Consider the following 15,422-nt stretch of genomic DNA (forward strand, 5'->3'; position numbering starts at 1 on the left):
CTCTCACCTCAAAACTTTATTTTTACTATTATTTAACTACATGTAATAGGGGTAACTGTAAAATAACCTTTCTTCGTGCAGCAAACTTCTACATCTACCTTATAAACCTCTTTCAATAATGATGGTTGTAATACTTCCTCTGGTTTTCCTTCCTTCATCACATATCCTTTGTTAAATAATACTATTTTGTCACTATATCTAGTTGACAAAGCTAAGTCATGAATTACAACTATAGTAATAGCATTATTTTCTGTAGTATACTCTCTTGCTAGATCTAAAACTTGTAGCTGATGTCTTATATCTAATGCGCTGGTTGGTTCATCTAATAGTAGTATTTTGGGCTTTGAAACTAAGGTTTGTGCCATAATCACTAATTGTTTTTCTCCTCCACTTAAACTAGAAAATTTATTATAACTTAGATGACTTAAATTTATTTTTTTCAATATTTTATTTGTTTCTTCTAGTTTATCCTTAGAAATTTTCCACTTTAAATCCTTCATATGTCCAAGCAATACCATTTCAAATACAGTTAAACCAGAACTACTATTACTCATCTGCGGCACATAGCCCACTTTTTCCATGGATATTTTCTCCTTATTATTTTCATTCATATATATATGACCTCCATAGTTAACCATATTAGATATAGCTTTTATAAAGGTTGTCTTTCCTGTACCATTAGGACCAATAATTGAAGTTATTTCACCTTGGTTAAAAGTAGAAGTAATATCTCTTAATACCTCTTTATTTTTATATTTAACTGAAACCTTATCTACTGTAATAAAACTCATTACTCTGCCCCCTTAGATAGTAATAAAAAAAGTAAAAAAGGTACTCCAACAATAGATGTAACAATGCCTATAGGTATTAATGCACCTGGTTTTATTACTTTAGATATTATAGAAGCTACAACCATGATTAATGCTCCAAATATAGCTGAAACGGGAGATAAATATCTTTGATCTTCTCCAACGGATAACCTTGCAAAATGCGGAGAAATTAATCCTATAAATCCAATAGGACCTATAAATGAAACAGCTCCTGTAGTTAACAAAGTTGATATTAAAAATACCCTTAACTTTAATTTGTCTACATTTATTCCAAGACTTCTTGCTCTTTCTTCTCCGGCAGATAGGGCTGTTATTTTCCATACTATAGTTGTAGTTAGTAAGAAACATAAAAGAAAAATACTTGCAGTAATAAATACCCCAATCCAGGTAGATTTTAATAAACTTCCAAACATCCAGAATACAATTTGTTGTGATACTTCTGGTGCTGCCATATACTGAACTAAAGATTGTAGTGCCTGAAATAGAAAATGAATAACAATACCTGTTAACACCATTGTTATAGACTTCATACCCTTACTTTTACCTATAAAATATATACATAAACTAGATATAAATGAAAAAGCAAATGCCATTAAAGGTATAGAAATCCATCCTATGTTTCCAATAGTAATTCCTGTGACAATAGCAAGAGAAGCCCCAAAGCCAGCTGCTGATGAAATACCTAAAGTATATGGACTAGCTAATGGATTACTAAGTATAGTTTGCATATGAGATCCTGCTAATCCCAATGAAGCTCCCACAAATATACATGTTAATGTCATTGGAAGTCTTATAGACCACATAACAGCTGAATTTATATTTTCTTTAGTAGGTCCTTGTATTAAAGTCCGTATTACCTCTGATAAAGACATCCCAGAGGGTCCAACAATTAAATCTAAAATAGAAAATACAAGTAATGCTATAATTGTAATAGCAAATAAAATAAATCTTTTTTTATTTATGTTCTTATATACATCCTCTCCCTCATTTAAATCCTCCAATACTTTTATTTTATTAGTCATTTGACTATTCCCCCTTTATCATAAAAGTACCTGCTGGTTTTACTGGTAAATATTTTTCATAAAATTCATTTAGATTTTTCATTGGATCTACATCTTTAAACTTTTCCGGATGAATTGCCTTTGCAGCATATTGAAGATATACATAATCATAAAGAGTTCTAAGTCCGCTATGATCAAAACCATATACTTCTTTATTTTTTACCGCATTTAGATTGTTCCAACCTGGTCTTTTTAAATACATATTCATTGTTTCTACAGCTCTATCCTCATTTACATTGAATCCCATCTCAAATCTTTGTTTTCCCTTATCTTGAGAATTAGTTTGTCCTGAGAACATTATAATATCAGGATTGCTGGAGATAACGTATTCAGGATTTAGTGGACCATATTCTTCAACTTTCTCTTCAGCAATATTTTTACATTTTGCAGTTTTAAGTATATTTCCCCATAAAGAGTTTCCATAAGAATTTCCATAGGTATCTGGACCTTGACTTGCAAGTTCAAAATAAACAGATTTAAGCTTATCTTCTGGTATATCTTTTACTCTATCTTCAACATTTTTTATATGACTTTTATAATTTTCAACAAGTTCCTTTGCTCTTTCTTCTTTTCCTAATAATTTTCCAAGTATTTCTGTACTTTTTACATGCTTATCTAAAGTAAAAGAATTGTAGTCAACTACTGCTACAGGAATCCCTAGACTTTTTATAGTATTAATCCCATCCCCTATTTTTTTTGCCTGATAAGGTGCAAGAATTACTAAATCTGGTTTTGCCTCAATTAGTTTCTCCATACTGAAACTATCTAAGTAAATAGATCCTGTATCAATACACCCTTCTAAATTAGGAATTATTTCTGCATACTTACTCCACATTGCATTCATTAAATCCTTTGTTTCTCCTTTTGACATAGCAACAATTCTATCTAGTTTAAAATCCCCAGACACTGCAAGATAATTTTCTATATAAAATCCTAAAAATATTTTTTCTGCTGGCCTATTTAAAGTAACTACATCACCATTTATGTCTTCTACTTCTATAACAGTACTTTCTTCTGAGTTTTTTTCCTTTTCCTGTGAGCATCCTGTTAACCCTACTATCATTATTAAAGATACCATTATACTAACTAGTTTTTTCATAAAAAATCACTCCTCTTACTTTCTATAATACAATTTGGTTTTCATATAAGAATGTTTAGCCACCTCCCTCTTTACTTCTATTATGATTTATTAACCTGTTAATGATAATGAATATCAATTTCATAAAAACATAGTATCATATTTGAAATTCATTATCAATACAAAATTGGTAAAAAATATAAAAATATAAATAGTGAAAATAAAAAAAGTCCTATTTCTAGGACTTTAAGCACACATATACACAGAATAAAAAATGTATACTAAAATATACATTTGATATCTATTAATAATCTTTGCCGCTTTAATTTCCCACCGAAATTGCAAACTTTATTTTATGGTAGGTCTCCTGACTTATAGCTTCAAACCTAATTCTCCTTGCCTTCCCATGAATTATTTTCATAGTGACTTTTAAAGAGTTTCGTAGCTATTACAGTAGCGGGGGCTGTTGAGGATTCTAACCTCATTCCCTGTTATTGCGTATGCAACCATAAAACACAATATGTAATTTTATATCTATATAATACATATACTTATATATTTTGTCAAATAATTCGAATTATTTGTTTTCATAATAACTCAAACTTCGCAGCACAAAAAGTATTTCAACCATTGCACTATCAATATCGAAGTAATTTAATAAGCATAATTATTGCAAAATTAAGCTACTTTTTTAACTGCTTATAGCAATTTGATTTTTAATGAGACTACATAACTTTAAATTGCTTCATATAGTTTAAAATGAATTTTATTAAATCATTTTTTTGGGTTATTTTGTGGTAAACTGTTCATAAGATAATTCATCCAAAAATTTAATATATTGTATTTTGGGTATTTACATCATATCATTTTCCAGAGGAATTCTCTGCAAATTTGAGCACAAAACCTTTGATAAATCAATGGGTTAAGCTATATTTACATGTGCGAGGTTTGAGTAATTAATTATAAATAATGAATGAAATGGAGTATAAAAAAATGATTTGTAAAGTTGAAACTGAGAGATTAATAATTCGTAACTTTACTCCTGAGGACTGGAGAGATTTACATGAGTATTTTTCTGATGAGCAAGTATTAAAATTTGAACCCTACAAGCCTTTCTCCGAGGAAGATTGTAAAGAAGAAGCACTATCCAGGTCAAAGGGTGATACATTTTTGGCTGTCTCCTTGAAGAGTACAGGAAAAGTAATTGGCAATTTATATTTTAGTAAAGAGGATTTTATGACTTGGGAACTTGGATATATATTTAACTCCAAATATCATAGAAAAGGGTACGCTACTGAAAGTGTAAAAGCTATTATGAAATATTCCTTTGAGAATCTAGGTACAAGACGTATAATTGCTAATTGTGATCCCCGAAACATATCTTCTTGGAAACTGCTTGAAGCTGTAGATATGAGAAGAGAAGGACACCGTCTCCAAAATATCTATTTCTTTGAGGATGAAAATGGTAATCCTCTCTGGAAAGACACCTATGAATATGGGATGCTTGTAGATGAATGGAAGACCATAAATATGAAGTAAAGTGTCATTACCAACTTTATTTCACAGGTGCAGTAAAGTCTAAAGTAAAGGAGCTGTCACACTAAAAAATTAGTGCGACAGCTCCTTATATCTTTATATAGTTCAATAAAGGTATAAAATTTTTATTGCAACTACAACTCTTTTCTTTCCTCACTTTTCATATCTACTCTTCGCAAAATTTTAAATCTCTAAATGGGAATATCCTATTTATTAAGAATATTATTTTTTAGGTAGTCCTATTGTGAAAGTCGTACCATAATAAAGCTTACTCCTAACCTTTATTTCACCATCACATAATTCAATTATTCGTTTTACAAGTGATAATCCTAATCCATTTCCCTTGCTTAAATGGGATTTATCACCTTGATAGAACTTATCAAAAATATGTCTTTGAGTTTCTTCATTCATTCCAACACCATTATCTGAAACCTTAATAACTATTTTATCCTTCAAATCCATTAATTTGATACCAATAGTTCCACCCTTCTCCGTAAACTTAATAGCATTTCCTATTATATTTAGCCATACCTGCTGCAATAAATCCTCATTTCCTATAATACTGACTTTATCTAGGTCTATATCTAAGTCAATTCCCTTTTCACTCCACTCTGGTTCCATTATAAGAATTGCACACCTAATCTGTTCATCTAATGCAAACTCTGCTTTTCCAGTAATAACCTCTTGATTTTCAAGCTTTGAAAGCTTTAATATATTTGAAGTTAGCTTAGAAAGCCTTGATGACTCACTAATAATAATATCTGTAAATTCACTTCTCTCATCATCATCTAAGTTTTTATCTTGAATTAACTTTGCAAAGCCTTGTATAGATGCAATGGGTGTTTTTATCTCGTGGGAAACGTTACTAACAAAATCATTTCTTAAGGTCTCTATACTACTAAGCTCATGAACCATCTTGTTAAAATTTTTTGCTAATAATGAAAATTCATAATCCTTAGGAATACCTATTTTAACACTAAAGTTTCCCTTTGCTACCTCTTCAGTAGCTTTACTTAAAGTTCTTATTGGCCTTAAGATTCGCTTTGATGCTATACCTGATATTATGGTAGCTATTACAGTAGATATAATTAAGGATGTGATAGTTAGAAAAAATGCACGTATATGCACACTTTTTTCATTAAATGAATTAGATATTTTTATATACCTATCATCTACCTTTAATATAGTATTAATAATAGGAAGTCTTTTGGTTTTAATCTGTAGAAATTCTCTCTCATGAAGCGTATCAGCAGTTCCAGCATACTCATGCAAATCATTGATAAGTATTACTTCATATCTATCATTATTACTTAACTCTATAATTTTATTTAAAGTAAAATCTGTATTATCATATAGTTCTATTATAGTATCTACTACTTTCCTCTGGGCATTTTTTGATTCTTTCTCTATATTTCCACTAAACATTAATGCAGATATTATAAGGGAACAAATTCCTGATACAATCATCATCAATAGAAGAATTACAACAAACTTAACTCTTAGATTTTTTCTCATATCTTCTTAACCGCCTTATATCCAAGACCACGTACTGTAACAATCTCAAATTCTGTACAACTATCATATCTTTCTCTCAATCTTTTTATATGAACATCTACAGTACGCTCATCCACTTCATTATCCATACCCCATATTTCATCTAATAACTGTCTTCGTGTAAATATGACGTTAGGATAAGATAATAATTTAAATAATAAATAAAATTCTTTTTTAGGAAGGGTAGCACTGTCTCCATGTCGACTTACAGATATTGAATCATAATCTAAAATAATATCACCTATAGATAGTCTATGTTCATTAGATATCTTAGCTCTTCTAAGAAGTGCTCCAACTCTTAATATCATTTCATTTATATCAATAGGTTTTACCATATAATCGTCTACGCCAACATTAAATCCTTTTCTCTTATCTTCGAACATTTCCTTAGCTGTAACCATAAGTATTGGCATATTATATCCTGAGTCTCTCAAAGCTTTCACTAAATTGTAACCATCTAACTTAGGCATCATTATATCAGATATTACTAAATCAATATGCTCTTTATCCATAATATCAAGAGCTATTTCTCCATTCTCTGCCATTAATGAGTTATATCCATTTTGTTTTAAGGTTGCAGATATAAGTTTTCTTAAATTCTTATCATCCTCTACAACAAGTATATTAAACAATATTATCACCTCAATTTATTATGTTACTTTATATAATAATTATTTTATGTTAATTAAATATGAACTTTACAAATAAAAAAGAAATAAAAATATACTTTTAGACCATAATTCATATTAGGTTCATATTACGATTCTACAATTAGAAAAGTTAATCGTAAAGGAGGAGCATAATGTTACAATTAAAAAACATATTTAAAAGTTATACTACAGGCGAATTTACTCAAGTTGCATTAGATGGAATAAGCCTAAAATTTAGAAAATCTGAATTTGTTGCAATTCTTGGACCGAGTGGCTCTGGAAAAACAACATGTTTAAATGTTATAGGTGGTCTTGACCAATATGATGAAGGTGATTTAATTATCAATGGTAAATCTACAAAAAATTTTAAAGACTCAGATTGGGATGCCTATAGAAATAATAGTGTTGGATTTATTTTTCAAAGTTACAACCTAATTTCTCACTTAAGTATAGTAGATAATGTAGAAATGGGAATGACCCTTAGTGGAGTTTCAAATACAGAGAAGCACAAGAAAGCTCTTGAGGTGTTAGAAAAGGTTGGCCTAAAGGACCATGTTCACAAAAAACCAAACCAACTATCAGGAGGACAAATGCAAAGAGTTGCTATAGCTCGAGCTCTAGCTAATGACCCTGATATAATTTTAGCAGATGAACCTACTGGGGCTTTGGACACTCATACAAGTATTCAGATTATGGAGCTTATTAAAGAAATTTCAAAGGATAAACTTGTTGTTATGGTAACTCATAATCCAGAGTTAGCTAATGAATATGCTGATAGAATTGTTGAATTTAGAGATGGTGAGATAAAATCTGATAGCAATCCATTTTATGATGACTTAGATACTGCTGATTATAAACTTAAGAAAACAAGTATGAGTTTCTTTACTGCTTTAAAACTATCTGGCAAAAACATATCTACAAAGAAATGGAGAACAGCACTTACTGCTTTTGCCTCAAGTATAGGTATAATTGGTATTGCCTTAATACTTTCATTATCAAATGGATTCGATAAACAAATTGGAGAATTTGAAAATAGTACATTATCTGGTTTTCCAATAATGATTAATCAAAAAACCGCCGAAGTTGATATGGATGCAATGAGAGAGCAACACAAAGAAGCAGTGAGTAATTCCGTAAATGAAAATCAATTTCCAGATGTAGATTACATTTATCCTTATGACCCTAGTAAAAATAGTATTGAACACACAAATGTATTTACTGATGAATACATAGAGTATATTGAAAATATTGATTCATCTCTGCTTTCTGGAATGTCCTATACAAGACTTGTTAATATGAATCTTTTGAAATCTGATGGCAAAACTGCAACTCCAGTAAATACATCCCTAATTAACTTTTCATCATATCCCAATAGTCTAAATTTAGATACTAAAGGATACCTTGAAAGCAATTATGATTTATTAGCTGGGTCATATCCTAAAGAAAAAACGGATCTTGTTCTTATTGTCGATAGCTATAACAGACTTGACAACTCTATGCTAGAAGCTTTAGGTATAGATTCTGAATCAGATACTGTAAGTTTTAATGATATTATAAACAAGGAATTTAAATTAGCTTTAAATGATGATTACTACAAACAGATGGGCAATATATTTACAATAAACGGTACTCCAGACAATCTTATAGATATTTATAATAATGATAATGCTATTACTCTTAAAATTGCTGGTATAGTTCGTTCTAGCAAAAATTCAAAGCTAGAAATTCTTTCACCAGGACTTTCATATTCAGATGAATTATCACAATATTTTATTGATAATGCTAAAAACTCTGAAATTGTTAAAGTACAGCAAGATTCTAACTATAATGTATTAACTGGAAAGCCTTTTGGAGGTGCCACAGCTGGAACTAGTATGCCTACTAATCCAATGGCTGCAATGTCACCAATGGGAGGAACTAGTAGTACTACTCCTAATGTTACTAAAGATGACGTACTTTCTCAATTAGGTGCTACTTCTACACCATTTGCTATTACCCTTTACCCTAAAGATTTTACTACCAAGGATAGGGTACTTAATTACTTAAATTCATGGAATGATGGAAATGCTGTTGAAGACTCTATAATATATACAGATTTAGCAGCTACATTCACAAAATTATCTGGTGGTATTATGGATTCAATAACCCTTGTTTTAATTGCCTTTGCCGCAATATCACTTGTTGTATCCCTTATTATGATTGGGATAATAACATACATTTCTGTATTAGAAAGAACAAAGGAAATTGGTGTATTGAGAGCATTAGGTGCAAGAAAGAAAGATATAACCCGTGTATTCAATGCTGAAACATTCATAATAGGTTCTTGTTCAGGATTACTTGGAATATTAATATCATACTTATTAACATTTCCAATAAATAGTGTTCTTAAGAATTTAACAGACCTTGAAGGTGTAGCAAAACTTAATCCAGTTCATGCTATAATACTTATAATTATAAGTGTTTCTTTAACATTGCTGGGTGGTGCTATTCCAGCAAAAATGGCTGCAAGAAAAAATCCTGTAGAATCATTACGTACAGAATAATATATAAATTTAATGTTACATACTCCTTATTTTAAAGAGTATGTGACATTTTTATTTCCTATAGTTATCTAGAAATTAATAATTAAATTTTATATTAAACACTATCTTAAATTCTCAGATTTACTAAATTTCAACTCCTTGTACACCCCTTATATCCGTACAACATATATTAACAGTATACAGATTTATTCTTATACCTTATGTATGGAGAATATGAAAAATCTATACTTTTAATAGGAGATATTATGAAAATGGAAAACACAAAAAATTGTACTGACTCTATAATCTTACCTAATCCAATAACTCAAGTAGCTAGTATGCCATATCCTCTATATCTTTCACTTCAAGGAAAATATTTTGTAGGCTATGCAGATGAATTAAATTTTGGAAGAGGTAAAAGTGCATGGGCAGGATTAGTAAATCCTTATTATTCAGGAGTTAATCTACACGTATATGTCTGGACTGTCACAAATATTGGAGAATCACCAATAAGAGCGCAAATATGGTTTAATTCAAATCCACCTGGATGTCCAGAGATATCAGAATTAGTTACTCCAGCTAATACAGCTCTTTGCCCATTACCAAAGCCACGAATTAGGTTACTTAAAGCAAGCAATGTTATAGGAGAACCTAAAGGTGGAGTTAAGGCATTTGTTAGAAGAGCCCTTCCAGAGGTTACAATTGCCGACGAAGAAGTAGGCAAATTTATTTTTCCTCCTGGAGGATCATTTATTATTTTCTTATCCAACCCAGAAACTCCAAATGAACTTGCTCAAGGTAGAGTCGCATTTGGATGGTGGGAAGAAAAGATAAAGTAAATCCTACTAATAATTAAATTAAAAGATAAAAAAGGTGCTGCTACACAATAGAAAATAAATTCTGAGGTGTGACAGCACCTTTATTAATTATATTTTAAGTATAGTAAAACTAATAGTAGTTCCAGATTCTAAAGAAGATGAACACTTTATATTTCCTCCATGACTCTCTACTATATACTTAGATATAGAAAGACCAAGCCCTGAACCTGATATATTAGTGTTTCTATACTTTTCACCTCTATAAAACTTATTAAAAACAAATGGTATATCATCAATGCTAATTCCACTACCAAAATCCTTAATATTTACAGTAATTTTATCTATCTCATCATCTACCCATATCTCAATTTTTTCTCCTGATTTAGAGTATTTTATTGAATTTGAAATAATATTATTTATAACTTGATTTATTCTTATTATATCTATAGAAATCAAAGCCCTTGGCAATTGTCCCTTAACATCTAATTTCATATTATGAGTAGCTACATCAATAGATAAGTCACCTAAAACTTCCTTTAGATAATCATCAGAGTATATTTCTTTTCTTTCAATTGACATTTCATTCAACTCTGTTTTCGATTGCTCTAATATATCATCTATTAATTTTGAAAGTTCCTTAGATTTCTTCAATATAATGTTTGAATATCTTTTTATACCATCTTCATCCTTTGTAATTCCATCTCTTATGCCTTCAACATATCCTGAAATTGATGAAAGAGGAGTTTTTAAATCATGTGAAATACAAGCTAATAATTCTTTTTCATTTCTTTTAAGCTTTTCTTCCTTTTCTTTTGAGTCTATTATTTCACCTCTCATAGCTTCAAAATCATGACAAAACTCTCCAACCTCCCCATGATAATCGTAGTTTACTTTACACTTATAGCTTCCATTTAGTATGGTTTTTGCACTACTATGGAGCTCTTTAATTGGTTTTATTATATCTATTTTTACAAACCTATTTATCATAAAAGCTAATATTCCTATTAAAAATAAAAGTATCCACAGGGGTATAAATTTCTCATTTTTGCTTTCCTTTTTTAATATACTCTGTGGTAAATCTATAATTATAATCCCTTCTTGAACATCATTATTAACTAAAGGTATACTGTATCTAATGAATCCATTCTTTCTATTGTCAAAGGCATTATCATAACCTATTTCATTTTCAAGATTTATCTTTTCTCCTTTATTAAAATCATCTATGGAAGAAAAGATAGCCTCCCCTTTTAAATTTATAACTGTATAATCATAAAAATCATTTTCCATGTAATAGCTATTTTCTTTAAACATTTCTTTAATCAATTCTCTTTGATTTGATGTTTCTATTCTTAATAAATTAGACTTATCTTCTTTTTTAATATCTTCCTTTAAAATTAGGAGAGAATATACCACTGATAATATAACAAATAGATATGTTAACCCTGTAAATATACTAATTTTTTTACCAAGGTAATTATCCTTCACTCTATTACTTCCCACTTATATCCTACTCCCCATATTGTCTTTATCGACTTTTCACCGTATTCTCCAAGCTTCTCTCTTAACCTTTTAACGTACACAGCTATAGTATTTTCATCCATATATTCACTGTAACCCCATACACTTTCATATACCTGAGACTTTGAAAACACTTGGGAAGGATTAGATGTGAAAAAATCCAATATTTGAAATTCCTTAGAAGTTAGTGGTATTTCCTTATTATTTAGTAAAGCTTTATATGCCTTAGAGTCTACTATTAAATCACCAAATTGTTTTACATCTGATAGTGTATCACTAGAAAATGAAGTATACCTTCTTATATGAGCTTTCACCCTTGCCACTAATTCCATTGGAGAAAAAGGTTTTGTCATATAGTCATCTGCCCCTACTCCTAATGTTAGTATCTTATCCATCTCTCCACTTTTAGCTGATAACATAAGTATTGGCATTTTCGATATCGTCCTTATTCTTTTACAAACTTCAACACCATCTAAAAGTGGGAGCATAATATCTAAAATAATGAGCTTTATCATAGGATCATTAGCCAGTTCCACACCTTTTAACCCATCATTAGCTATCAATACCTTAAACCCATCTATCTCTAAGTAATCTTTTATTAAGTTTCCTAAATCATTATCATCTTCAATTACCAAGATTTTATCATGCATTCTACTCACCCCCACTTCCATTATATCATTATTTTACCAGCCCCTACTTTTTATAAATTCAAATATCTTTTTTTCTCTACTATCTGAATCTTTTTCATTATATCTTCCAAGAGACAAATCACCATCAATTCTTCCATCCTTTAAATAAATCAATCTACTTGCTCTTGAGGCTGCTTTTAAATCATGGGTTACCATTACTATGGATTGTCCCTCTTCATTTAATTCTGTAAGAATATCCAATACCCTGGCTCCCGTTGAAGAATTAAGTGCTCCTGTTGGCTCATCTCCAAAAATTATCTTAGGATTGTTAATTAATGCTCTAGCAATTGCAACTCTTTGCTGTTGTCCTCCTGATATTTCTGAAGGATATTTATTCTCAATATCTTTCAGCTCTAATCTATTCAATAATTCATCTGTTTTTTTATTTACGCTCTTCTTATCTTTATTGTTTAGATAACCACAATAAGTTATATTTTCTCTTATAGTTAAATCATAAAGTAAATTTATACTTTGAAAAACAAAGGATATATATTTATTTCTAATACTTGTAGCTTCTTTTTCACCTATATTTGTTATATCTTTTCCTAAAAGCTCAACGCTACCTGCACTTGGGCTATCCATAGTACTAATAGAGTATAACAATGTAGATTTTCCAGAACCTGAACTACCCATTATTATAGTAAAATCACTTTCATATATATCTAAATTAATATTTTTTAATACATTGTTTGATGTTTTTCCTAAAATAAATGATTTACATAATCCACTTGCTTTAATAATACTTCCCATCTCTTCTCCCCCTACTCTTCAATAAGTTCCACTGTAGATATTTTTCTTATACTAAACATTGATATTATTGATGAGCCAATGGTTAATATTCCAATAAATACTATTGTGCTTATAACTTCACCATTTGGAATCATCAACCCATCTATTCCCATCATTGCAAGCTTAAATAAATTTTTAGATATAGTAGCATTTAAAATAAATCCAACCAAAGATGAAATACCTATAAGTAGCATAATTCTATATAAAGTTCTCTTTAAAATATAAATATTTGAAAATCCTAGCGATTTTATAATAGCATTATTTCTTCTATTATCGGTATTGTTCATAATTATAAGATTTACTATATTTAATATACTGAATAGTAATATTCCTAAAAGAATAATTGTAGTAACTGGTATAACTATCTCAATAACTGACTTACTTGCTGTTGCAATCAAACTTGGACATGTATCTATAGAACATACTTCATATTTTTGTTTATATTCTTCTTTAAACTCTTCATAATCATTTTTATCTTTTAAAGTAATATTGATGTTTAAGTTATTAAGGTTATTTCTAATTTCCTTAGGCACTACATCTAAAGTCATTCTCATATTGTAGTTATTTGACATCATGCCGATATATTTACCAGTGATGAGCAATGATCTCTCTTCACCTAATATTTTTATATCAATATAATCTCCAATATCTAAACTTGCATCTTTTAGAATTTGTTCTGACAATGCAATTTCATTTTTATTTTTAGGATTTCTTCCCTCTTTAATAGATACATTAAACCCATTGTTATTGTCATAGTTATCATATAAATAAGTAATAACTTGAGCATTTTTTATATTGTATCTTGATACATCTAAATAAGCGACCTTTCCTACATCAAATGAGCACGCTCTTACGCCTAAGACTCTCGGGTCACTCTTAATTTCTTCTAAAGCCTTATCATATGACGCCTCTCCACTTGGAAAATCTAAGGTAACATCTCCCTGAAGTAATCCAAACATATTCCATGCATTATCTTTCATATTAATCATTGAGTAATTTACACTAACTAAAAATACTGAAAGATATATTACAAGGGATAAAACTGTTACTATAATTATATTTTGCTTTTTATATTTAAAAATATCATTTATAGCCATGGACATTGGTGATGAAGCATCTCTAATAATTGACTTCCTAAATTTCTCTTTAGATGAAGTAACTCCTATTCTAAATGCCTCAACAGGCTTTATTTTATTTATTCTTCTAAGTAAAAGATAAATATTAGATATTAAACCAAAACTCATTAATATTATTGTTAAAACTATAAAGCTAAAATTATTTATACCACCTTCATATATTCCAATATATTTAATAGATATCTTTACTAAATAATTTATAAACCAAATACTAAAGAAACTTCCAGCGGTTATTGCAATGACTCCTACTATTCCAAAGCTTTTTAAATATATATTACGTATCTGGTTTGAGGTAAATCCTAATGATTTATATACACCTATAGATTTATACTCCTTTAAAATGTTGTTCCATAGTACAAATCTTATTATTACAATAGATACAATGAATATTAATATAGCTGTACTTAACCCCACTGCACTTGTAATTTGACTTCCAGCATTTGCTGCAAATATTGTAATCCACTTATCATATATAACTCCATCAATTGAATCACCTATATAAGAAATTAATTCAGATGTTGCATCGTTTCCTTCTTTAGATGAATCATAACCAATATATTCAGATTTAATAGGTTCATTAAAGTCATCATAATCATTACTACCTATATATAAATTATTATAGCCCACAACAGAACTCGGAACTACTGAATCGTTTACTAAAGCTGATATAGTTAAATATTTATATTCATCACCATCTTTTATCTTTAACTTATCTCCTATTTTTAAATTCTTAGAATCAGCTAAAAGATTTGAGACCCAAATAGTACCTTTACTTGGAGTCGTTACTTTTTCTCCTTCTGTTATAACTACATCCCATGGATGAGCTTTCATACTCTCATAAATTATTAAATTTGCCATTCCCAAATCAAGGTTTTCATCCCCTAAAAATACTTGTCTATCTACCGTTAACCCCTTTGTTTTTCTAATATCCTTTTCATTAGTTTCTTCTTCCATAATAAAACTTTCAACTTTTGAAATAACATCCTCATTATATGTCTGAACTACAATATCCTTTATATTTTCTCCTTCATAATAATCATTAGTATATTTTGAAACTGTACTTGTAAAGCTCATAGATAGTGCAAATATAGATGAAGATACCATTAAAATAATTGCTATTAAAATTAATTGTAATTTTTTTTGTTTAATTTTCTTTTTCCACATCATCATCCCTCCATACTTTTATATTACTAATTAATTTTTAATATATTTATTTCAAATTCTTAATGAATTCTTACATT

12 protein-coding genes and 1 riboswitch are annotated in these 15,422 nt (G+C 29.4%); of the genes, 3 read left to right on the forward strand and 9 right to left on the reverse strand.

Annotation, left to right across the window (positions count from 1 at the left end):
* Positions 1–32: 32 nt before the first annotated feature.
* Genes B2S02_RS07870 through B2S02_RS07880 form a run of 3 tightly spaced genes read right to left on the reverse strand, consistent with a single transcriptional unit; the run spans position 33 to position 2,990 of the window.
* Complete coding sequence (locus B2S02_RS07870; protein ID WP_346847280.1) at positions 33–791, reverse strand: ABC transporter ATP-binding protein; 759 nt, start codon at positions 789–791, stop codon at positions 33–35.
* Complete coding sequence (locus B2S02_RS07875) at positions 791–1,852, reverse strand: iron ABC transporter permease (RefSeq protein ID WP_346847279.1); 1,062 nt, start codon at positions 1,850–1,852, stop codon at positions 791–793. Before B2S02_RS07875 ends, B2S02_RS07870 begins: the two co-directional genes overlap by 1 nt.
* 4 nt (positions 1,853–1,856) lie before the next feature.
* Positions 1,857–2,990 carry an ABC transporter substrate-binding protein gene (locus B2S02_RS07880; RefSeq protein ID WP_346847278.1) on the reverse strand — a complete coding sequence of 378 codons (1,134 nt, stop codon included), beginning with the start codon at positions 2,988–2,990 and terminating at the stop codon, positions 1,857–1,859.
* Between the two features lie 319 nt (positions 2,991–3,309).
* A riboswitch (cobalamin riboswitch) is annotated at positions 3,310–3,495 on the reverse strand.
* Positions 3,496–3,962: 467 nt separating this feature from the next.
* Between B2S02_RS07880 and B2S02_RS07885 the strand changes: the two genes are divergently transcribed.
* Positions 3,963–4,508 (forward strand): GNAT family N-acetyltransferase, encoded by a 546-nt coding sequence (locus tag B2S02_RS07885; RefSeq protein ID WP_346920503.1) that lies wholly within the window; start codon positions 3,963–3,965, stop codon positions 4,506–4,508.
* Positions 4,509–4,727: 219 nt separating this feature from the next.
* Here the strand turns inward: B2S02_RS07885 and B2S02_RS07890 are convergent, their stop codons facing one another.
* Together B2S02_RS07890 and B2S02_RS07895 are read right to left on the reverse strand one after the other, a co-directional pair.
* Positions 4,728–6,020, reverse strand: coding sequence for a HAMP domain-containing sensor histidine kinase (locus B2S02_RS07890; protein ID WP_346878481.1), 1,293 nt, complete (start codon positions 6,018–6,020; stop codon positions 4,728–4,730).
* Positions 6,017–6,691 (reverse strand): response regulator transcription factor, encoded by a 675-nt coding sequence (locus tag B2S02_RS07895; protein WP_346847275.1) that lies wholly within the window; start codon positions 6,689–6,691, stop codon positions 6,017–6,019. Before B2S02_RS07895 ends, B2S02_RS07890 begins: the two co-directional genes overlap by 4 nt.
* A 170-nt stretch (positions 6,692–6,861) precedes the next feature.
* On the opposite strand from B2S02_RS07895, the gene B2S02_RS07900 reads away from it, so the two are divergent.
* Entirely contained in the window at positions 6,862–9,252 is a 2,391-nt protein-coding gene (locus tag B2S02_RS07900; protein WP_346920504.1) for an ABC transporter ATP-binding protein/permease, read from the forward strand.
* A 251-nt stretch (positions 9,253–9,503) separates the two neighbouring features.
* Positions 9,504–10,070 (forward strand): DUF6143 family protein, encoded by a 567-nt coding sequence (locus B2S02_RS07905; protein WP_346920505.1) that lies wholly within the window; start codon positions 9,504–9,506, stop codon positions 10,068–10,070.
* Positions 10,071–10,157: 87 nt separating this feature from the next.
* Here the strand turns inward: B2S02_RS07905 and B2S02_RS07910 are convergent, their stop codons facing one another.
* The 4 genes from B2S02_RS07910 to B2S02_RS07925 are packed head-to-tail and all read right to left on the reverse strand — an operon-like array spanning position 10,158 to position 15,345.
* Positions 10,158–11,549: a HAMP domain-containing sensor histidine kinase gene (locus tag B2S02_RS07910; protein WP_346920506.1), complete on the reverse strand. Its 1,392-nt coding sequence runs from the start codon at positions 11,547–11,549 to the stop codon at positions 10,158–10,160.
* A complete protein-coding gene (locus B2S02_RS07915; RefSeq protein WP_346920507.1) occupies positions 11,531–12,217 on the reverse strand; it encodes a response regulator transcription factor in 687 nt (228 codons plus the stop codon). Before B2S02_RS07915 ends, B2S02_RS07910 begins: the two co-directional genes overlap by 19 nt.
* Positions 12,218–12,250: 33 nt before the next feature.
* Positions 12,251–13,006, reverse strand: a complete 756-nt coding sequence (locus tag B2S02_RS07920) for an ABC transporter ATP-binding protein (RefSeq protein ID WP_346893860.1) — start codon at positions 13,004–13,006, stop codon at positions 12,251–12,253.
* An 11-nt stretch (positions 13,007–13,017) separates the two neighbouring features.
* Positions 13,018–15,345, reverse strand: coding sequence for an ABC transporter permease (locus tag B2S02_RS07925; RefSeq protein ID WP_346920508.1), 2,328 nt, complete (start codon positions 15,343–15,345; stop codon positions 13,018–13,020).
* Positions 15,346–15,422 lie beyond the last annotated feature (77 nt).

This window comes from Clostridium sp. UBA7339, from assembly GCF_002470865.1.
In the GTDB taxonomy this organism is placed as follows: domain Bacteria; phylum Bacillota; class Clostridia; order Clostridiales; family Clostridiaceae; genus Clostridium_J; species Clostridium_J sulfidigenes.